Raw genomic sequence first — 19,473 nt, forward strand, 5'->3', positions numbered from 1 at the left:
CGAACACGGAAGTTAAGCTTCAGCACGCTGATAGTAGTTGGGGGATCGCCCCCTGCGAGGATAGGACGTCGCTACGCAAACAGTAAGGAATCCAGTGATGGATTCCTTTTTTTATACCATAAAATATACAAAAATCGTAATAGCGTACATTAATATGTAAATATTAGAAGAATATACGGCTGAGGTGGTTTGCCAAACGGAAAGCTTGTGCTATTATAGTTGTTATTACAAGATTTAGGGCAACTTGAGTTATTAGTCAACTCGTAAGAGCTTACATAAGAGAGAATAGGTGGAATGGGAATGAAAAGATATCGACAGTATCGTCTTAGCCTAGGCTGGCAGATTTTAATTGGTTTGATTCTAGGGGTCATTCTTGGTGTGATTTTTTACCAAAACAAGATGGCTATCACCGCTATGCAAAATATTGGGAACATGTTCATTGGGTTGATTCAAATGATCGTTCTCCCCATCGTGGTGTCCTGTTTAACCGTCGGAATCGCCAACATGGGTGATATTAAGCAGTTAGGTCGAATCGGCGGTAAAACGCTGATTTATTTCGAAGTAATGACCACCATTGCGATTGCTTTGGGGTTACTAGTTGGGAATATCTTCCAACCTGGTTCATTCATTGATATTCACCAACTGCAAAGTACCGACATTAGTCAGTACGTTTCTTCTGCTAAATCAGCTAAGGATTCGGGTATTTGGGCAACGTTGATGGGAATTATTCCAACCAACATTTTCAAGTCCCTGGCAGAGGGTGATATGATGCCTGTCATCTTCTTCTCCGTCTTCTTTGGGTTAGGAACGGCAGCCATTGGTAAACAGGGGCAGGTCATCACACAAGCGTTAGACGCTGTCTCACAGGTGATGTTCCGGGTGACCAATTGGGTCATGCATACCGCACCAATCGGTGTCTGTGCGTTGATTGGGGTTACTGTGGCGCAAATGGGACTATCTGCATTAGCACCATTAGGGTATTTCATCCTCTTGGCATACGCTACCATGGCGGTGTTTGTCTTGGTTGTCATGGGGATTGCTGCTAGAATCTTTAAGTTCAGCCTCAAGGACCTGTTATTTGTGATTAAGGACGAAGCGGTGTTGGCATTCTCAACTGCTAGTTCTGAAGCCACACTGCCACGGTTGATTGATAAAATGGACAAATTTGGGGTCAGCAAAGGAATTGTGTCCTTTGTTATTCCAACCGGCTATACCTTTAACTTGGATGGTTCGGCTATCTACCAATCTTTGGCAGCACTCTTCTTAGCACAGGCCTACCATATTCATCTGAGCCTGGGTCAACAGATCACCTTATTGGTGGTACTGATGATTACCAGTAAAGGGATGGCCGGTGTGCCTGGGGCCTCATTTGTGGTGTTACTAGCTACGATTTCAACGATTGGCGTTCCAATGAGTGGCTTGACCTTTATTGCCGGGATTGACCGTCTCGTTGATATGGGCCGGACGGCTGTTAACGTTGTTGGGAATTCGCTGGCCACGGTAATTATTGCCAAGTCTGAACATGAATTTGATGAGGAAAAGAGTCAAAAGTTCTTAGAACATATGAAAAATCGCCGGGTTAAAGCCTAATAAATAAAAGAAGCCATTCAATTCATCAAGAATTGAATGGCTTCTTTTTGCGTATTGGAACGCTTTGGAATACCAGCTCATCAATAGTGTGGGACAACGCGTGCGGGGTGATTCCCATCAGCCCATGGGCAATTGCCAGTTGCTAGTGATAACCAGTGATTGGTTTGGTATTGGGTTATTCGTATCGACCATTAGAAGTTAAAAACCAACTTATTTGAAACGGCGTCAGTTACTAGTTATTTTCCTCCCCACAGGGTTCCCCCAGCGGTGAAGCGTCGTCACGAGTGGTAACGCTATTCGGACTAGCACGTCAATGCATTGTAGTTGAATAGTGCCGAGAAAAAGACGTAACTCAAGCTTGTGTTTTCCAGGTAAGAGGCTTGAATCCGACTAGCTCACGAACGAGTTCAGAGAAGGCCAAACGAGTTACGGTCGGTTGCAACGCCGACAGCGTTTGGGATAAAGTGGCGAGTCGATTCTGTTTAAAGTCTATTAGTCGAACCTCCGCATCAAGCTACGGGGTCCGGGAAAGGGAAAGCTAGAGTGTCGTCCTCCTCAAAGCGTCAACCAAGAGGTGTGAACAGACTGTAACTTTCCCACCGGCGAGTAATAACACGCTCCGGGATCATCTAAAAGTTGCGTTGTCATGTTCAATCACCTCCTTAATATATTGACGACAGTGACAACTGACGATAAATTAAAAGCGCTTAGCCATAACTAGCTAAGCGCACACTGAAAGACATTTTGTGAACGAATTTAGCTAGTCGTTGAGTTTTAGCACTATACGGCGTAGTTAGTTGTTCATAACAGCTACATTAGAGCAGGCCTTAATTTGACCTGACCAGCTGACTCATTGGCGTTTCTCGACGTTTCTGAGCAGTAGCGTTTTCCGTATAGGAGCCTCACCTAACAGCTTCTAATTTATCTATGAATCTAGTCTAACGTATTTTTTCACCAGACGCAAGCAAAACCATTCATACCCGTTAAATAATAATTATTATAACTAACTAATCGGCTAATCCATCGAGATATTGGGATTTTTAATATCTAGTTTAGAATGATTATTGATAAAGGACGTCAAAACGGTTATGCTATGAGTGTACCGTAACGACATAACTGAAGGGAGTCGTTCATATGAATTTTATTGGTTCAGCTTTACCAGATTTTTCGGTTCAAGCGTTTCAAAATGGGGAGGTTACGACCCTGACCCCAGTCGATTTAAAAGGCCACTGGTCAGTTTTGTTCTTCTATCCCGCTGATTTTTCATTTGTATGCCCAACGGAGCTGGGGGACTTAGCCGAACACTATGCCGCCTTTCAAGCGCAGAATGCGGAAATCTATAGTATTTCAGAGGACACAGAATTTGTTCATCAAGCCTGGCATGAACGGAGTCCAGAGGTGGGACAGGTAGCCTACCCTATGATTGCGGATCCAGCCGGTCAATTAGCGCGGCACTACGAAGTCTTAGATGAGTCTGCCGGTCAGGCTTACCGCGGAGTCTTTATTTTGGATCCACAGGGAGAGGTCCGGTCATACACCATCAATGACATGGGAATCGGTCGCAATGCTGGTGAAATTCTACGGACGTTAACGGCAGCGCAATTTGTTGCTGAACACGGTGACCGGGTTTGTCCAGCTAACTGGCATCCTGGCGAAGAAACTTTAAAGCCAGGAACGAACCTGGTAGGTAAACTTTAACGGCCAATAAAAAAAGGACTGTCCATTGAGGGCAATCCTTTTCACGTCTATAGTGTTATTTTCCTTCTGGAATCCCAACGTATTGTTGCTTGTACCAACCGTCCCAAGTGAGGTCCTTGAGGGCACCACTGGCGCTGTACGGCAAGTTAACGGTCTTAAGAATTGTGAGAAATAAATCTGACTTATTCGCCAGTACACCAGCAACTAACTCATCGGGTGAAAAATATTTATTAGCATAAAGATACATATTAATGTCGTTCATGGCATAGTCAACCTTGAACTGAGATAAGATTTCCAAATCATTGGTCCGGTAATGCCGAATGTAAAAGTGAGCAAAGTCACTCAGTGCTGTCTGCCGGGCGTTCTCATCTAGGTCGGTAATCGTTAAATCTTCGTTTTGCAAAATTGGAGACCTCCTCAAAAATTCTAAACTGCGTCGAGTATCGGTCAAAGTCGGTCGGTGCCCTCAACTCCATTATGGCACATTTTTCTGATTCGTGATGAGTTGCAGTGTAAATTTTTTGGCGTTTAACGACTAAGCTAGACAAATTACCTAGTGTATAATGTTTAAGTGATGATTGAGAAGGGAGTTATTAGACAAATGCGGGTATTGATTGTTGGTGCCAACGGCCAAGTTGGACGCTTGCTGGTCACCCAGCTTTTGGCAAAGGGGGATGAACCCATTGCCGGGCTACGGCCTGATGAGGATGGCGAAGACTGGGAGGATTTAGGTGTTGCAGTGCGCCGCTTAGACTTGCTAACGAAGCCGGAACATATTGCGAGTGCTTTAATGGGCGTCGATGCCGTGGTATTTGCTGCGGGGTCCGGCGGTCGAACAAAGGATGACATGACGTTACTGATCGATTTGGATGGCGCAGTCAAGACGATGCAGGCTGCTGAGATTGCTGGTGTTCACCGATTTGTCATGATCAGCATGCTATTTGCTGAGGATCGTAACCGGTGGGCTGATCCACTGAAGTCACTCTACGTTGCGAAATTCTATGCTGATAACTGGCTGGTTCATCAAACTAATTTGGCGTACACCATTGTGCAACCCGGGGCGCTATCCTTCCACCCGGCAACTGGCAAGATTAAGAGTGATCCACTAGCGGTTGGGAGTATTCCCCGTGCGGACTTGGCGGCCTTCATGGTGGCCGCTCTCCACGCCCCCCAAACCATTGGCAAGACGATTCCACTGCTGAGTGGCACACAGTCAATCGACCAGGTTATTAATCAGCTGTAAGCATAATTATTGTATACTATGGACGATTTTGCTAAACTATAAATAGTTAGAAATGCCCCTCAGATTTTTGCTAAGGAGGTTACGGTTATGACTGAGAACATGGTATTGGCCCCGCCGGAAGCCCTGGAACTAGCGAAACACCTTGATGAATGGGCGAAATGGCGGCAGACGGTTGACCGGACGACGGCAGACCTAGATTGGAACCAATTTATTGAAAAAAGTCGGGAGAAGGCGGAGTGGGAAGCAGGGTTAGCAGCCGAAATTGCCCACTGGGAGAGCCTACACGCGATTCAAATGGCATTGACGGATAACTTAGCAGGTGTGACCCACGGCGGCCATACGCGGCAATAATTATCCAATAAACAGTAAGCAACATAAAAAAGCTAACCAATCGGTTAGCTTTTTTGGTGGGTAATTGACATTGCCACTGACTTTTAGGGATGCGCAGGGCCTACTTTCGTTTGGTAACCTGTTTTTCTAGTTCTTTGAGATGACTGATTTTGTTCATTACCCAAAGGAAGGCGAGACAGGCCCAACCAACGATTGCGGTAGAGAATAAGTTATAGGAAGCGGTCGATGAACTGGCCCACCAGGGACTGGCAATCATGGCACCAGTGGTAATCACATTGCATAGTAGAGTTGGCAACCAGCCAGATTGCCATCGCTGAACAGCAATTGGTAATGGACTGAGCCGCTCTTCGAATTTTTGCAGGTAGAGAAATGCTAGCGTGTTCGTAATAAAGACGGCTAGCAGGGCCCAAAGACTGTAACGGCTGGATAAGAAAAACGTGAAAATAATCAAAAATAAGTAGTTGGATGTCAATAATATCAGGTGAATCGGCCGCAGCCGTTTAAGAATTTCCGGCTTGCGTAAATAGTTCATGATACCGGTATCTCCCTTGATCAGGATATCTAGTGATAGTCCGTATAGATCGCTAAGGATGATCAAGCTGTCGATATCCGGATAACTTTTACCGGTTTCCCAACTTGAAATTGTTTGTCGCGACACGTGAACGTGTTCCGCCACGGCCTGTTGGGTGAATTGCTGCGTGGTGCGTGCTTGTTTCAATTTTTCTCCGAGTGTCATGGAAATCCTCCCCTGAATCTGACCTTAATCATAGCAAATATACCCGCAACTGTCGTGCTGAGTTTGCTTGCGGGACTGATAGATCGGCGTTTTAGATTTTCGAATTAGGGATACAACCACAAAAAAGCTCACGACCGTAGTGGCCGTGAGCTTTTCAATATTACGGTTTAAATTGATTCTATTGTTCTTCGTACCAGCTGTAATGGAAGTTCCCATCGCGGTCGTTACGTTCGTAGGTGTGGGCACCAAAGTAGTCCCGTTGTGCTTGTAACAAGTTAGCAGGTAAGACTTCAGCACGGAAGCTATCGTAGTAAGTGATAGCAGCTGACAGACTAGGAACGGGGATGCCGGCTTGAACAGCCATAGCAACCACGTCACGAATGGATTGTTGGTACTTAGTCGCAATGTCCTTGAAGTAGCTGTCAAACAATAAGTTGGTCAGCTTAGGATCCTTGTCAAAGGCATCGGTGATGTTTTGAAGGAATTGGGCACGGATAATGCAACCGCCACGCCAGATTTGTGCTAATTCACCGAACTTCAAGTCCCAATCGTTAGCTTCAGAAGCGAACCGAAGTTGTTCGAATCCTTGGGCATAACTCATCAACTTACCAAAGAAGAGGGCTTGACGAACTTCTTCAACAAACTTGTCCTTGTCGCCAACGTCAACGTTGCTTTGCTTTTCAGCAGCTGGCAAGTACTTAGAAGCCTTGACACGTTCGTCCTTTAACATAGAGATGTAACGGGCGTAAACGGCTTCGGTGATAACTGATTGTGGAACCTGAACGTCTAAGGCGTCTTCGGAACTCCACTTACCAGTCCCTTTGTTGTTCCCACGGTCCTTGATAGCGTCGACAATTGGTAAGTTCTTGTCGTCGCCCAAGTCATCTTTACGGGAAAGGATGTCGGCAGTGATTTCAACTAAGTAGCTGTCCAATTCACCCTTGTTCCATTCCTTAAAGATGTCGGCCATGTCATCAACGGAGATACCGGCAACGTTACGCATGATGTTGTAGCTTTCATCGATCAGCTCTTCATCACCGTATTCGATACCGTTGTGGACCATCTTAACGTAGTGACCAGCACCGTTAGGGCCGATGTAAGTAACACATGATTTGCCATCTTGAGGGGCCTTGGCTGCAATCTTAGTTAAGATAGGTTCAACTAAGTCGTAAGCTTCTTTTTGGCCACCGGGCATCAGTGAAGGACCTTGTAAGGCACCTAATTCACCACCGGAAACCCCCATACCAATGAAGTTGATCCCGGATTTGTCGAGTTCTGCGTTCCGCGCCATCGTGTCGTGGAAGTTGGTGTTCCCACCATCGATCAGGACGTCACCTTTGTCTAACAGTGGAAGTAATTCATGAATAACGGCGTCGGTTGGCTTACCAGCCTTAACCATCAAGAGAATCCGCCGTGGCGTTTCCAGTGATTTGACGAAGTCCTCAACTGTGTAGCTAGGAACTAACTTCTTTTCGCTGTGGTCTGCCATAACTTTTTCCGTCTTGTTAGATGAACGGTTGTAAATACCAACGGTGTAACCGCGGCTTTCAATGTTCAGGGCTAAGTTCTTGCCCATAACCGCCATACCAACAACACCAATATTTGCTTTTTGATCTGCCATTAGTAACCTTCCTTTGTGTTTAAAATTAGGAACGACTTTCCATCCATTAGTGTAGCATTGAACAATATAAAAGGAAAATCATTTGACCCCATTCTTGAAAGAATTTTTGCATTTTCAAAAGTCAATTTACAAATGATAGCGGTTACTTGACGATGGCTCTAGCGGTGGGCTTAATCAGTAAATTTATGGTAGCGTGGTGTTACTTTTGTTCATGCTGGAAGTCACGAATGTTTGCGGCGACTTTACCTAATAATTCTTCGAGGAGGGCTTTTTCGCCAGTGGATAAGCCGGCGGTCCCGGCGGTGAGGATAGATTGTTCGTATTTTCTGAGGGCGGGGTACATGGCCTGACCCTTAGCGGTGGCCTTGAGTAAGCGTAACTTCTTATTGTGGCTGTCGAGTTGGCGTTCAACAAAGTCATTGTCGGTCAACTTACGAACGGTTCTCAGGCAGGTGGAAGGATCAACGTGTAACTGATCGGCTAACTCAGTTTGGGTGATGCCGGGGTTCTCAACGATTCGCATTAAATAGATAAATTGATTGCTCTGCAAGTCATCGGGTTTAAATACCCGATTCCCGATAACGGCGTTGGCTCGGGCAATTAACCCAATACTTCTAAAATAATTCTGCATAAGTTTTCCTCCGGTAGTTGCATTTGCAATTAAAGCGTGTCATAATATAGCTACATTATAACACAAAGGGGTCTTACATTATGATTAAATGGTTGTCTTACGGGTTGGAAGATATGTCTGCGATGGATTTATATAAAGTTGCATATGAACGTATTGAAACTTTTGTAGTCGCGCAAAAACGTATGTATCAAGAAATCGATGACATTGATCCCGTTGCTCGGCATATTCTGGGTTATCAAGATGGTGAACTGGTGGCTTACGCCCGGGTCTTCATGGATGGGGATCATGTTACCTTTGGGCGGGTTCTGACTGCACCAGAACACCGTGGCGAAGGGTTAGGTCGTCAGTTGATGGCGCAGATTGAGGCCGAAATCAAGCGGAGTTTCCCTGGTGAACCAATCAGCATTGAAGCCCAGGTCGACAAGCAACATTTTTATGAAAAGTTTGGCTATAAAGTTGAAGGGGACATGTTCCTGTTCAATAGCACGCCGCATTTGCAAATGGTTAAGGCGGCCTTGGTTTAAAGTGATAGTCGCCCATCGCTGCCTAGAGTTCTGGCCGGGATTGTACCCAGAGCAATGACGGCCGGAATTGTGGGCAGCGGATAAGTAGATTTATTGAGGTGTTGGCTACTGGCTGACGCCTTTTTTGCGTAAAAATTATTGCAAAATTAGATTGTAAGCAATTAAATTTCACGTAATGTAGGATTCGGTTTATTTTGTGAGAAAACGGCCACTCTCTCGGTAGTATCAGGTACAATGCGGGGGTCAGTGGGGGACTGAATGGCGTTTCCCACACTAAGGTTTTAGGGGGAGGATACTATGAATAAAAGAAGTGACATGAAAGTACACTATAAGATGTTTAAGAGCGGGAAGGCGTGGGTGTTCGCCAGCATCACGGCTGGAATGTTGGCTGTCAGTTTTGGGGGTGTGACTGCCCAGGCGAATGAACAGAGAATTTCAGAGGCTACCACAGAGATTGAAGTCGCCCAGCCTGCGACCACTGAGCAAGCTAATGCGGCTGAATCGGAAACGGCCGTCACTGAAAATGAAGAAGTGGCAGAAGTACCAGTGACGACGATGCCCGTTGAATCTACAGCTAGTAGTGAACCGGCGACCGTGACCGTGCCTGAGGAGCAACCAGCTGTAGCGGAGCCTGCGACATCGACCGCAGTTTCAGCAGCGCCAGTGGCAGCGCAGCAGCCTGATACGACAGCGCCGGTAGCCACGACGCGACCGGCTCAGGCAATGACGGTCGTTGAATCCGTGGTTCCGGCCAACTCAACATCAAAACCAACGACTCGTCCAGTAAATGTAACCGCTTTATCCACGGCGAATCATTCGGGAGCTGACCATACGATTGCCGCTGTGCCACTAGTGCAAGCTGAATTGGCCAAGCCCGCGACGGTCCAATTGGCCCACAGCAAGGACACGGCGACGATTGATCTGTGGATGCCTAATAAAACGCTACAGCAGGTTATTTTATTAACCCTGCAGGGGTTGAACGGCGTGGGCAAGACCTGGGATAGTGTTGCCGACATCACGCAGGAAGATTTGGCGCTGTTGAAATCCTTAAATATTCGCGGATTTAAGGGGTATTCGACCTATATTGATGGTAAGACAGAGTTTTCGATTGAAGGTCTCCAGTACGCAGTTAACTTGGAAAGTATTGACATGGGAAACGACTTTAATTCATCGCCAGGTGCCTATTTTGGAGACTTAGTGGATATCAAACCGTTGGCTAACTTGCAGCATCTGACAACGGTGGCATTACAGGGGAACCGGATTAAAGACGTGACACCACTAGCGAATCTACAGAACGTGACGTCATTGACCATTTATTACAACCACATTCGGGATTTTTCATCGCTGAAGGGGAAGCACTACGACGAGTTCAAAAACTTTAGTCAATTTATTTTGTTGGACCAGGTGATGATCAATCAGGCTACTCAAACCGGTCACCTGCAGATTCAGTGTTTAAACGCCGATGGTTCTGTGGCGCCCTTGGCAGTCTATGGCAGTGTGGTTGGTGAGCCAGTTTTCAATGACCCAGCAGCCGATGAACCGCTCTATCATTTTTATTATGTTGGGGGAAATGCCGTAGCTGATGGTAATGGTGGATTGAACTACTCATATATTCAGCCACAAAAACCGGGTGTGACGGAATCACCAGCTCCAGGCTTCGGGGTGGCACCGTTGGCGGATTATTATTATTTGACGGGGGTAAACCGACCTGCCGGCAGTAATATTCCCAATTTTATTGTGATTCAACCCTATGCAATGGCTTACGCCGGGGCGAACGTCGTTGTTCACCATCAAGATACGGCGGGTAACCAACTGGCACCGGATGAAACTTTGACGACCGGATTGGTGGGCGAGAACTACAGCACAGCGGCGGTAACTATTCCGGGGTATACGTTGACGGCGACGCCAGACAATGCAACGGGTCAGTACGGCGACACGGCCATTGAGGTAACTTATGTGTATGCTCAGAATGATGGCGGAACGCAGGTTAAACCGCCAGTAGTGACACCGCCAGCGACCCAAACGACTGTCACGGTTCATCACCAAACGGCCACGGGCCAAACGGTGGCGGCTGATCAGGTATATGCGGGGCAACCGGGGATGGCGTACACTACGCAGGCGGCCCAGCCGACGGGGTACATCCTGCTGACAACGCCCGCCAACGCACACGGGACGTTTGGTGAAACGAATATTACCGTGACCTACATTTACGCACCCTTGCAGACGGATGGTGGCGGTGACCAGGTAAGTCCAGGAGAGACACCGGGAATTACCGATCCAGATGGGGGCCAGCAACCGCAACCGGGCGACCAAGGCAATCCAGTGGGACCATCGACTGGCAGTACTGGTGATGCTGGGAGCGACGAATCAGGAGCCGATGCCGCTAGCATAACGCCTAGTGGCAGCAGTGAAACGACGGGGCAAGTGCAGCTGGGCCACCATCCATCGGCTACGGTGAATAGTTCCGCGGTGACAGCTTTACCGGAGCATCAGGCAGCAACGTTGCCACAAACAGGAAATCGCCAGTCATCAGCAATTTGGGGAGTGGCTTTACTAATCAGCGTACTAGGGCTATTTGGATTGAAACGGCGTATTAAATAAATAAAAATATCGCGACTCTTCAAATTGATGAAGGTCGCGGTATTTTTTTATTGATGCTTTTTAAGAATGACTTGACGAATATCATTTAAGACGTTATCGGCCGCATCGCCAAAATATTGTGCAGTCAACATATATAGGCAATCATTTATCGCTAACTGTGAAGTTAAGGATAAGAGTGCTTCTGAACGATAACGAGAATCTTCAGAGATTGAAAAGAAATTTACGTTACCAAAGTCAGCTAAAGGTGAGTTTGGAAAGCTGGTAATGACGATAATGGGGACGTGTTTATTTTTTAGAGCACGTGCGATATCCAAGGTGTCAGTGTCATTGCCAGTATGGGAGATGACAACGGCACAATCGTCTTTGGTTAGTCTTGAAGCCTGCATGAGAGCTAGGTGATATTCATCGTCGTGTAGAACGGTTAGCGGTACTCGTAGAAACTTATGATAAGCGTCAAGCGCAACGATATTAGAGCCACCAAGTCCAAAGAATTCAAGTCGATCTGAATGTACGATGTAATGAATAGCCCGTTTGAGATCATCTTCGTTCATCAAGTCAAATGTACCATTCAAGGTTTCAATGTTGGCGTCCAGCGTTTTTTTGGCAACCATCATGGGGGTATCAGTGTCTGAAATTTCCTGAATAATTGGCGTATCTTCTTCCATCTGATTGGAGAGTGCCCATTTTAATTGGGAATAATTTGTGTAGCCAAGTTGCTTGGCAAAACGGGAGATGGTGGCAACCGACACGTGACAATCAGTTGCCATTTCGGTAACTGTTTTCGAAGAAGCGTTTGTCCCGTTGATAATGATGTAATCGGCTATCCGTTTACTGCTTCGACCCAGTTCTGGATATATTTTTTTGATACGTTCGATAATGCTAAGTTCCATATTTAATTCTCCCTTAAGTATTCGCCAGTGAGTTTGTGTCATAACCTTAACATTTGAATTTCTGTTTTTCCACCTTGCAATGAAAGCGCTTATGAGTATAATCGAAAATGTAAAAAGGAATCAAATAATTCGTTTTAATAATGATGGATATTTACATAATGTTTCAGCTTTTATTCATGTAAGGAGGACTTAAAATGGCTACAAATCCAAGCTTGTCGATTGACCAAGTACAATTAAAAGTTCATGCCGATGATTGGGAAGATGCGATTAGGGTTGCAGCACAGCCGTTAGTGGACAGTGACAATATTACGGATGGCTATGTGAATGCAATGATTCAATCGGTTAAGAAATTGGGGCCGTATATTGTTATTGCACCGGGATTAGCTTTAGGTCATGCCAGACCTTCAGCAGCTGTTCATCGGACCGGTTTTGCCATTGCAACATTGCGTGATCCCGTGAAGTTTGGAAACAAAGATAATGATCCCGTAGATTTAGTCGTTATTTTAGCCTCCGTTAGTGATACGGATCATTTGGCTTTGTTACAAAAAATTGTGGCATTTCTTAACGAACCAAGCAATTTGCGGGTCTTGAGAAATGCAACGACCTCTGTTGAAGCACAAAAAATCGTTAATCAAATTAATGGGGGGAACTAGACATGCAAGTGATAAATTTTTTGGTTTACCAGGTTCTTAGCAACGAAACGATTTTTCTCGGCTTAGTTGCTCTGGTTGGTTTGCTATTACAACGAAAAAAATTCCCACAGGTGATTGATGGTACTGTAAAAACGGTCATTGGTTTGACGGTTCTCTCTTCCGGAGCTGGTATTTTAATTTCCTCGTTGTCGCCAGTGGTGACGAAGTTGAATTCAACACTACATGTTAAGGGGGTTTTGCCTACTAACGATGCTGTGTTTGGGGTTGTACTACGGTTCAGTACAATTGCGAAGGATACGGTTATTACATTTTTGCTGGCGTTCTTCCTACATTTGATTTTAGTAAGAATTACCCCGGGTAAGGATTTTAAAAACGCTTATTTGACGGCTCACCTGATGCTTTATCATGCAGCCTTTATGAACGTTACGTTACCCGTGGTCTTACACACAAATGGTTTTTGGACCGTGGTGGTCGGGACAATTTTAAACGCTATTTACTACACGTACTCACCTGCTATTCCACGAATCATCTCTCGCCCATGGATGCATGATGTTTCAACGTTAGGGTTTATGGACCAAGTAGGGTCGATTCTTGCCCACTTTATTGGTAAGTGGTTTGGTAGCTCAAAGCCAGAGCAAGATGCTGACAACATGAAGCTCCCTAAGTGGGCCTCAATGTTTCGTGACAACACCATCGTTCTATTCTTCTTGATGCCAATTATCTTTATTGGTATTGGGTTAGCCGTTGGCCAGAGTGGAATTCAATCCTTAGCCGGAACTGGTCCTGATGCGACTAACTGGATCATGTGGCTGATTATTCAAGGATTTACGTTTACCGCTGGGATCGTCATCTTACTGTCTGGGGTTCGGATGTTCATCGGTTCAATTGTCCCAGCATTTAAAGGGATTTCTGACAAATTCTTGCCGGGGGCCATTCCAGCTTTGGATGCACCAACGATTTTCCCATACTCCCCAATGGGTGGTATGTTTGGTTTCTTGGGTTCCACGGTTGGCTGTATTATCGTTACTTTTGCGACAATCCTGTTTCATTCACCAGTGATTGTTTTCCCAAGTCCTATCATTATGTACTTTGATGGTAATGTCATGGGAGTATTTGGCAATAAGGCTGGTGGTTGGCGTGGTGCAATTATGGCCGGGTTTATCACTGGTATTATTTCTTCAGCCGCAGTTATTCTGTTCTACCCATTGACCGGTGCCGTTTATGGTAGTGGCTTAACTTGGTCAAACATTGACTACGCCGTTGTTTGGATGCCGTTGATGTACTTATTGAAGTTGATTCGGACGTTAGTTGTTGGCATGATTCTTTAAAGAAAATATCTCAGAATAAAATTTGGAGGGCTCTATTATGAAAATTATTGCGGTATGTGGTTTAGGTGTTGGTTCCAGTGTTATTGCTAAGATGAACATTGAAAGTATCGTCTCAGACGAGGGGAAAGACGATGTCACTGTTGATACGATTGACCTAGGAAGTATTCGTAGTGCACCTGCAGATATTTACGTCACGACGCGTGAACTTTTTGATAATTTCCCAGAAGAGTACAAGGCTAAAACGATTGTTCTGACCAATTTTGTAGATAAGAACGATATCAAGGCACACTTGGACCCTAAGATGGCAGAACTTCAAAAGTAACGCTTTTACGTGAGGAGCATGAATAAACAATGACAGTAGATAACGTAAATGATGTGACTGAGCAGACTTGGAAGGATGAGGTTTTTCCCGAGTGGGGAACATGGCTGAATGAAGAAATTGACCGAACTAAGGTTGCTCAGGGAAAGTTTGCAATGTGGTGGCTGGTCAACATGGGAATTTGGATTAAGTCCGATCAACAGACTAGCATTGCCATCGATTTGTGGTGTGGGACTGGTAAAACGACGCATGATAAGCCGGATATGTCTCCACGCCACCAATGGTCCCGACTGACTGGTGGTCGTAAAATTCAGCCCAACTTGCGGGCACAACCGATGGTAATTAATCCGTTTGCGATTCATCACTTGGATGCATATCTGGTTACCCATTTTCACCATGACCACATTGATATGAACGTTGCCGCGGCGATTCTCCAAAACGTTGAAGAACCAATTCCCTTCATTGGGCCCAAAGATGTGGTTGATCAGTGGCTAGATTGGGGAGTGCCAGCGGATAGATGCCAGGTGGTTAAACCGGGCGATGTTGTTAAAATTAAGGATGTTGAAATTGACGTAACCGATTCTTTTGACCGTTCTGTCTTGATTACTGATCCGGATGAAAAGAATTTACCGGATGATAGTCAGGTGCCAGACATGGATGAGCGATCCGTAAACTACGTCATTAAGACGAGTGCCGGAAATATTTATGATGCGGCCGACTCGCATTATTCATCCTATTTTGCCAAACACGGACAGGATTTTGATGTCGATGTTGCTGTGGTAGCGTACGGAGAAAATCCAATCGGTGTTCAAGATAAGATGACTTCAGTAGATGTTCTAAGAGCGGCGGAAGCCTTACAAACGAACGTAGTTATTCCCTTACACTGGGATGTTTGGTCAAACATGCTTGGTGATCCCGCAGAAGTCGAACAAGTCTGGAGGATGCGAAAGGAACGCTTCAATTACAAGTTCCATCCATTCTCATGGTTACCAGGCGGACATTTCATCTACCCGGATGACAAGGACAAGCTTGAATATTATCATGAACGTGGTTTTGAAGACCGCTACACGCATGACATCAACCTACCATATAAGTCATTCCTATAATTATTCAAAAAAACCGCTCATCGAATTTCGATGAGCGGTTTTCATTTTATGATTAGTTGTTCAAACGGTAAATCCATTCACGGTGGTCGCGTTGAATTAATTCTTCAGCAGCGGCTGGGCCCATTGAGTGTGGCGTGTAGTTAGGGAATTGTGGTTCTTGTAAGTCCCAAACACGACGGATTTGATCAACGAACTTCCATGCGTAGGAAACTTCTGGCCAGCTGGAGAAGTTGGTCCCATCGCCATTCAAGACGTCGTGAATCAGACGTTCGTATGGTTCTGGCGTATCCTTGGACTTTTCAGCATCAACCAAGTAATCCAACTTGATTGGTTCCGTTGAGAAGCCAGTATCGTTCGTCTTGGCGTTCAATTGCAGTGAGAACCCTGCGTGTGGTTCAACGAAAATCGTCAAAACGTTGGCAGCCAATGGCGTGTTTTGTGATTGTGGGAAGGCAAAGATATCAACTAATGGCCGCTTGAAGACAACGTCAACTCGCGTGAACTTGTCAGCTAACATCTTACCAGTCCGGACGTAGAATGGGGTCCCGGACCAACGGTAGTTATCAAATAATAACTTACCAGCAACGAAGGTTTCAGTCGTTGAATCAACTGGAACGTTGTCTTCGTGACGGTAGTCTGGTTGGTCGTTAACGGCACCGTATTGGCCACGAACGAAGTTAGTTGCGGCGTCAGCAACGTTGTAGACCCGCAGGCTCCGTAAAGCTTTCACCTTTTCAGCCCGGATGTCAGTATCCGTGAAGGCAACTGGTTGTTCCATGGCTAACAGAGAAACGATTTGCATGATATGGTTTTGAACCATATCACGTAAGGCACCACTGTTATCGTAGTAGGAAGCCCGTTCTTCAACCCCTAATTTTTCGGACAAGGTTACTTGGATGTTGTCGATGTAACGGTTGTTCCAAAGGGATTCAACTAAGGTGTTCCCAAAGCGTAAGGCTTCAATGTTTTGAATCATTTCCTTACCTAAGTAGTGGTCGATCCGGAAGATTTGGTCTTCTTCGAAGGACTTGCTTAAGGCATCGTTTAATTCCTTAGCGGAGTCGTAGTCACGGCCGAATGGCTTTTCAATGACCAGACGGTTGAAGGCGTCCTTGTTCGTGGACATCAGACCTTGTGTCTTCAAGTCTTGGGCAATAGTACCGAAGAATTGTGGTGCCATGGACAGGTAGAAGATCCGGTTGCCGTCTAATTTGTACTTCTTATCAAGCTTGTCAGCGGCGTCCTTTAAGACGGAGTAGTGAGCAACGTTCGTAACGTCATGTGCTTGGTAGTAGAAGTGAGAAATGAAGTCGGTTGCTTCCTTAGAATCTGAACGGTTACCGCTATCAGCCAAAGACTTCTTGATAGCTGCCCGGAACTTTTCGTCGTCAAGTGTTTGACGAGAAGTCCCGATAACTGCGAAATGGGACCGCAAGTTACCCTTCCGATAAAGGTTGAACAGACTTGGGTAGAGTTTCCGGTAAGCTAAGTCACCAGTACCACCGAAGAATACGAATAAAGCTTTACGTTCAGTTGCCACGAGATCGTCACTCCTTAAATTTTAAGTGCGTTATATGAGTAGTATCTACAAATAGAGAAAACAATGATTAATCGGTTATTCAGTGTGGGAGCAAAACCACACTGAGTCCGCGAGTTATCTAAACGACTGTCTAGACCACTTCAAAAAGGAATTATACACTACTTCACCGTGAAAAGCTAACTTTTTAAAGCAAGAATTTAAAATTTGGACAACCGGTTGCATTCCCAAAGAAACAACGTTTTCAGTCAAAATTCATTTTCATGAAAGCAAATCATTTTATGCAAATTTAAATGGAAACGGCTTTCGCCAATCATTTAAAATGAAATCGCTATCACTTGTAGTCTAGCAGAAAACCCCGTCACTGCAAGTATAACGGGGTCGAATGTTGAAATTAATTTCGTTTGATGAATGCTTTCCCTAGCCAAGAGAGACTGAGTAGGCCAGCTAACCCCAGTAAAACCAGGAATGAGGCTGATTGATCACTCGTCTGGGGTAGGACTGTTTGAGATTTTGTGGTGCGCTTGGGATTTGAACTAGTGGCTGATTTCTGAGTAATGGGTAATTGAACGATAGGTGATTGAGCGGTCTGAACATTGGCTGCCAAGGCAACACGGTCTTGCTTGGGACCCGACTGCTCTGAACTGAGGGCTGTTTGGGTATCATCGATTGCATCAGCAGAACCGCCATTGACGACGATTGTCGCTATTTTCTGTTGTTGGGAGCGACGCACTGGTTGTGTTTGGGCGGCAGGTGCTGTTGTAGCGGTTGCTGCCACTGTTTGTGTGACAATCTGTTGTGCGATGGCTGCGGCTGTAGTGGCGCCATTGTCGTCTGCATTACCAGTTTCTTCGACGGGCGGCATAGGAAGAGTACCCGTGATGTCAAAACCAATAATTGGTGAGGTCGGTGTTGCTGGGGCGACCGCCTGTTTCTTGAGTATCAGTGTGACTGCTTGCGGATCAATCGTGTAGACTCCCCTTAATTTAGCCGCTTGACCGGCGACTAGTTGGTAGTCCTTAAGCTGCGTGAGGGCGGTTAAATCATAGGCCTCACCCAATTTAGCAGTTGCGCCAAGGATAGCATCGGCCTGCAAGACGTTTCCAGCTTCATCGGTGAAGGAGACAGTTACAGTTGGTGAGGTCTGCCAGTTGGCTAAGCGGAAGATACGGGTATCGTAATCCATCTCGGCTCCCCCTTCGTACGTAGTTTTAATGTACGCAATATTTGGCGAGGTAGTTCCCCGAATAAAGCCAAGCTGACCATATGTGATGTATTGTGAAAAGCTGCTATTGACAATTTGCTGAGGATTATCAAAATAAATTTGACCCTTGTTAAGGTTAGTAATTGGCGTATAAGTTCCTACGTCAGCGGTATTAAAGGAATAGGTTTTGCCGTTCGCTAAAAGTTGTCCATCCAAGCCGTAAGATTCGTCAGGGGTAAGCGTTACTGGCTGACCGATGACGACGTTAACCTGATGACTGCTGTAGAAGGTTTCACCAATCGCCAAAATTTGCGTGTCGGCTTTGATACCACCTAACGAGGAAAAGTCTGACAGGTTGTTTCCTGATAGATCGATTTGACTGAGCGGTGAAGTACCTAGCTGGTAGCCATTATTGCCAATGATAGTTAGCCAAGGTGCTAACAAGGCTAACTGACGATTTTGTAAAGCTTGGTAGTCATTGGAATAGGCATTGCCTCTGAGAGCAAATCGGGCCATTTTAGTGGGATCGATTCGGGTGAGCTGATTCAGCATGTCGTCGCTAAGGTAGCCGGAATAGTAGTCAGTGATTGAGAGGTTAGTGAACCGTAGATTGGTTAATGGTGTGAGATCGAAGTAAGGGGAAGCTGTTCCGTCAGCCTTAATTGGGGAGTATGTCAGGGTTAGATCAATCAGTGCGGTTGAGGGTAGGTATTGAAGGGCTTCTAATCCACTCATGTCATTGATAGCAGCCAGATTTAAGGTTAGCGTAGTTCCTTTGAATTGCCGAATGGCACCGACCGTTAGGCTACTAGTTGATGTCAAATGTAAAGCAGACTTAACGGCTGCGGTTAAACTGGCATCCTTAATTGTTACAAGCTGATCATCGGTGGGAGTTGCCTCTTTCAGCAACGCTGACCGGTTAGGCTGATAGTTGGTTTTTTCTGGTGTGACAGAAGTTGGCGTGTCAGAATTTACGGGATTTTTGGGTGTGATGGGCGGGGTGGTTTCTTTGTCACTGTCGCTGGTCGTTTCGTCGTTGTCCAATCCAGATACATTAGTAACTGGCTCAGTCTTGGGCTTGTCAGTTGAATGGTCAACCTGGTTATCTGAATTGGTATTTTTTGCATCGCTACTTGAGGTGTTAGGAACTGAAGAGGTCAGCACAGCCGATTTAATTGGAGCTGAACTAGTGTCTTCTTTGGAATAACTAGTCTCACCATCTTGGCTATCTGGGGCTGAATCCGCATGGCCAACGGCGACCGTTCCGCTTCCCAACAGGATTCCACTGGCTATTGCAGCGAGTACCCAATGCGTTTTTAGAGACAAAGGTTTAATATATCCATGATTGCTGCAGACTTTCATACTGACCCCTCCTATAAGTTATTTACAAGGTCAGCATACCCCGGCAATAGAGTAGTTGCTACACCAGAACATCCATTAT

General features: G+C 45.7%; 17 protein-coding genes and 1 riboswitch. Of the genes, 10 read left to right on the forward strand and 7 right to left on the reverse strand.

Going from position 1 to position 19,473, the window contains the following annotated elements:
- The first annotated feature begins 300 nt into the window (after nucleotides 1–300).
- Both EKM87_RS04525 and EKM87_RS04530 read left to right on the forward strand, forming a co-directional pair.
- The gene (locus EKM87_RS04525; RefSeq protein WP_125682301.1) at nucleotides 301–1,590 is read left to right on the forward strand and encodes a dicarboxylate/amino acid:cation symporter; all 1,290 of its coding nucleotides are present in this window, start codon (nucleotides 301–303) and stop codon (nucleotides 1,588–1,590) included.
- 752 nt (nucleotides 1,591–2,342) lie between these two features.
- A riboswitch (M-box (ykoK) riboswitch) is annotated at nucleotides 2,343–2,511 on the reverse strand.
- Nucleotides 2,512–2,724: 213 nt separating this feature from the next.
- Nucleotides 2,725–3,288 carry a redoxin domain-containing protein gene (locus EKM87_RS04530; RefSeq protein ID WP_125682303.1) on the forward strand — a complete coding sequence of 188 codons (564 nt, stop codon included), beginning with the start codon at nucleotides 2,725–2,727 and terminating at the stop codon, nucleotides 3,286–3,288.
- 55 nt (nucleotides 3,289–3,343) lie between these two features.
- On the opposite strand, the gene EKM87_RS04535 is transcribed toward EKM87_RS04530, so the two are convergent.
- Nucleotides 3,344–3,691 (reverse strand): hypothetical protein, encoded by a 348-nt coding sequence (locus EKM87_RS04535; protein WP_125682305.1) that lies wholly within the window; start codon nucleotides 3,689–3,691, stop codon nucleotides 3,344–3,346.
- 198 nt (nucleotides 3,692–3,889) lie between these two features.
- Here EKM87_RS04535 and EKM87_RS04540 point away from each other — a divergent pair, with 198 nt between their 5' ends.
- Nucleotides 3,890–4,531: an SDR family oxidoreductase gene (locus tag EKM87_RS04540; RefSeq protein ID WP_125682307.1), complete on the forward strand. Its 642-nt coding sequence runs from the start codon at nucleotides 3,890–3,892 to the stop codon at nucleotides 4,529–4,531.
- Nucleotides 4,532–4,618: 87 nt separating this feature from the next.
- Nucleotides 4,619–4,882, forward strand: a complete 264-nt coding sequence (locus EKM87_RS04545; protein WP_125682309.1) for a hypothetical protein — start codon at nucleotides 4,619–4,621, stop codon at nucleotides 4,880–4,882.
- A gap of 100 nt (nucleotides 4,883–4,982) precedes the next feature.
- Here the strand turns inward: EKM87_RS04545 and EKM87_RS12455 are convergent, their stop codons facing one another.
- The 3 genes from EKM87_RS12455 to EKM87_RS04560 all read right to left on the reverse strand — a co-directional run bounded on the left by EKM87_RS12455 (nucleotide 4,983) and on the right by EKM87_RS04560 (nucleotide 7,870).
- Nucleotides 4,983–5,618: a helix-turn-helix domain-containing protein gene (locus EKM87_RS12455; RefSeq protein WP_125682312.1), complete on the reverse strand. Its 636-nt coding sequence runs from the start codon at nucleotides 5,616–5,618 to the stop codon at nucleotides 4,983–4,985.
- 178 nt (nucleotides 5,619–5,796) lie between these two features.
- Nucleotides 5,797–7,239: an NADP-dependent phosphogluconate dehydrogenase gene (gndA, locus tag EKM87_RS04555; RefSeq protein WP_125682314.1), complete on the reverse strand. Its 1,443-nt coding sequence runs from the start codon at nucleotides 7,237–7,239 to the stop codon at nucleotides 5,797–5,799.
- A gap of 199 nt (nucleotides 7,240–7,438) precedes the next feature.
- The gene (locus EKM87_RS04560; protein WP_125682316.1) at nucleotides 7,439–7,870 is read right to left on the reverse strand and encodes a MarR family winged helix-turn-helix transcriptional regulator; all 432 of its coding nucleotides are present in this window, start codon (nucleotides 7,868–7,870) and stop codon (nucleotides 7,439–7,441) included.
- Nucleotides 7,871–7,950: 80 nt separating this feature from the next.
- On the opposite strand from EKM87_RS04560, the gene EKM87_RS04565 reads away from it, so the two are divergent.
- A complete protein-coding gene (locus EKM87_RS04565; RefSeq protein WP_191988563.1) occupies nucleotides 7,951–8,394 on the forward strand; it encodes a GNAT family N-acetyltransferase in 444 nt (147 codons plus the stop codon).
- 297 nt (nucleotides 8,395–8,691) lie between these two features.
- Nucleotides 8,692–10,995, forward strand: a complete 2,304-nt coding sequence (locus EKM87_RS04570; protein WP_125682318.1) for a MucBP domain-containing protein — start codon at nucleotides 8,692–8,694, stop codon at nucleotides 10,993–10,995.
- 47 nt (nucleotides 10,996–11,042) lie between these two features.
- On the opposite strand, the gene EKM87_RS04575 is transcribed toward EKM87_RS04570, so the two are convergent.
- Nucleotides 11,043–11,885, reverse strand: a complete 843-nt coding sequence (locus tag EKM87_RS04575; RefSeq protein ID WP_125682320.1) for a MurR/RpiR family transcriptional regulator — start codon at nucleotides 11,883–11,885, stop codon at nucleotides 11,043–11,045.
- Nucleotides 11,886–12,079: 194 nt separating this feature from the next.
- Here EKM87_RS04575 and EKM87_RS04580 point away from each other — a divergent pair, with 194 nt between their 5' ends.
- From EKM87_RS04580 to ulaG, 4 genes are read left to right on the forward strand one after another with little or no spacing between them, the layout of a single operon-like run.
- A complete protein-coding gene (locus tag EKM87_RS04580) occupies nucleotides 12,080–12,538 on the forward strand; it encodes a PTS sugar transporter subunit IIA (protein WP_125682322.1) in 459 nt (152 codons plus the stop codon).
- 2 nt (nucleotides 12,539–12,540) lie between these two features.
- Nucleotides 12,541–13,866 (forward strand): PTS ascorbate transporter subunit IIC, encoded by a 1,326-nt coding sequence (locus EKM87_RS04585; protein WP_125682324.1) that lies wholly within the window; start codon nucleotides 12,541–12,543, stop codon nucleotides 13,864–13,866.
- A 37-nt stretch (nucleotides 13,867–13,903) separates the two neighbouring features.
- On the forward strand, nucleotides 13,904–14,188 hold the full coding sequence (locus tag EKM87_RS04590) for a PTS sugar transporter subunit IIB (RefSeq protein ID WP_125682326.1): 285 nt from the start codon (nucleotides 13,904–13,906) through the stop codon (nucleotides 14,186–14,188).
- Between the two features lie 29 nt (nucleotides 14,189–14,217).
- On the forward strand, nucleotides 14,218–15,291 hold the full coding sequence (gene ulaG / locus EKM87_RS04595; protein ID WP_125682328.1) for an L-ascorbate 6-phosphate lactonase: 1,074 nt from the start codon (nucleotides 14,218–14,220) through the stop codon (nucleotides 15,289–15,291).
- A gap of 52 nt (nucleotides 15,292–15,343) precedes the next feature.
- Here ulaG and zwf read toward each other — a convergent pair whose 3' ends face one another.
- Together zwf and EKM87_RS04605 are read right to left on the reverse strand one after the other, a co-directional pair.
- Nucleotides 15,344–16,831: a glucose-6-phosphate dehydrogenase gene (zwf, locus tag EKM87_RS04600; protein ID WP_125682330.1), complete on the reverse strand. Its 1,488-nt coding sequence runs from the start codon at nucleotides 16,829–16,831 to the stop codon at nucleotides 15,344–15,346.
- 391 nt (nucleotides 16,832–17,222) lie between these two features.
- Nucleotides 17,223–19,394: a MucBP domain-containing protein gene (locus EKM87_RS04605; protein WP_125682332.1), complete on the reverse strand. Its 2,172-nt coding sequence runs from the start codon at nucleotides 19,392–19,394 to the stop codon at nucleotides 17,223–17,225.
- Nucleotides 19,395–19,473: the final 79 nt, after the last annotated feature.

Source organism: Levilactobacillus yonginensis, assembly GCF_003946265.1.
Taxonomy (GTDB): Bacteria; Bacillota; Bacilli; order Lactobacillales; family Lactobacillaceae; genus Levilactobacillus; species Levilactobacillus yonginensis.

Excerpts from the sequence above, each read along its gene's own strand:
- EKM87_RS12455 (WP_125682312.1), bottom strand. The coding sequence starts at position 5,618 with ATGACACTCGGAGAAAAATTGAAACAAGCACGCACCACGCAGCAATTC.
- EKM87_RS04525 (WP_125682301.1), top strand. The coding sequence starts at position 301 with ATGAAAAGATATCGACAGTATCGTCTTAGCCTAGGCTGGCAGATTTTA.
- EKM87_RS04565 (WP_191988563.1), top strand. The coding sequence starts at position 7,951 with ATGATTAAATGGTTGTCTTACGGGTTGGAAGATATGTCTGCGATGGAT.
- EKM87_RS04590 (WP_125682326.1), top strand. The coding sequence starts at position 13,904 with ATGAAAATTATTGCGGTATGTGGTTTAGGTGTTGGTTCCAGTGTTATT.
- ulaG (WP_125682328.1), top strand. The coding sequence starts at position 14,218 with ATGACAGTAGATAACGTAAATGATGTGACTGAGCAGACTTGGAAGGAT.
- EKM87_RS04585 (WP_125682324.1), top strand. The coding sequence starts at position 12,541 with ATGCAAGTGATAAATTTTTTGGTTTACCAGGTTCTTAGCAACGAAACG.
- EKM87_RS04560 (WP_125682316.1), bottom strand. The coding sequence starts at position 7,870 with ATGCAGAATTATTTTAGAAGTATTGGGTTAATTGCCCGAGCCAACGCC.
- EKM87_RS04605 (WP_125682332.1), bottom strand. The coding sequence starts at position 19,394 with ATGAAAGTCTGCAGCAATCATGGATATATTAAACCTTTGTCTCTAAAA.
- gndA (WP_125682314.1), bottom strand. The coding sequence starts at position 7,239 with ATGGCAGATCAAAAAGCAAATATTGGTGTTGTTGGTATGGCGGTTATG.
- EKM87_RS04545 (WP_125682309.1), top strand. The coding sequence starts at position 4,619 with ATGACTGAGAACATGGTATTGGCCCCGCCGGAAGCCCTGGAACTAGCG.
- EKM87_RS04580 (WP_125682322.1), top strand. The coding sequence starts at position 12,080 with ATGGCTACAAATCCAAGCTTGTCGATTGACCAAGTACAATTAAAAGTT.
- EKM87_RS04540 (WP_125682307.1), top strand. The coding sequence starts at position 3,890 with ATGCGGGTATTGATTGTTGGTGCCAACGGCCAAGTTGGACGCTTGCTG.
- EKM87_RS04570 (WP_125682318.1), top strand. The coding sequence starts at position 8,692 with ATGAATAAAAGAAGTGACATGAAAGTACACTATAAGATGTTTAAGAGC.
- EKM87_RS04575 (WP_125682320.1), bottom strand. The coding sequence starts at position 11,885 with ATGGAACTTAGCATTATCGAACGTATCAAAAAAATATATCCAGAACTG.
- EKM87_RS04530 (WP_125682303.1), top strand. The coding sequence starts at position 2,725 with ATGAATTTTATTGGTTCAGCTTTACCAGATTTTTCGGTTCAAGCGTTT.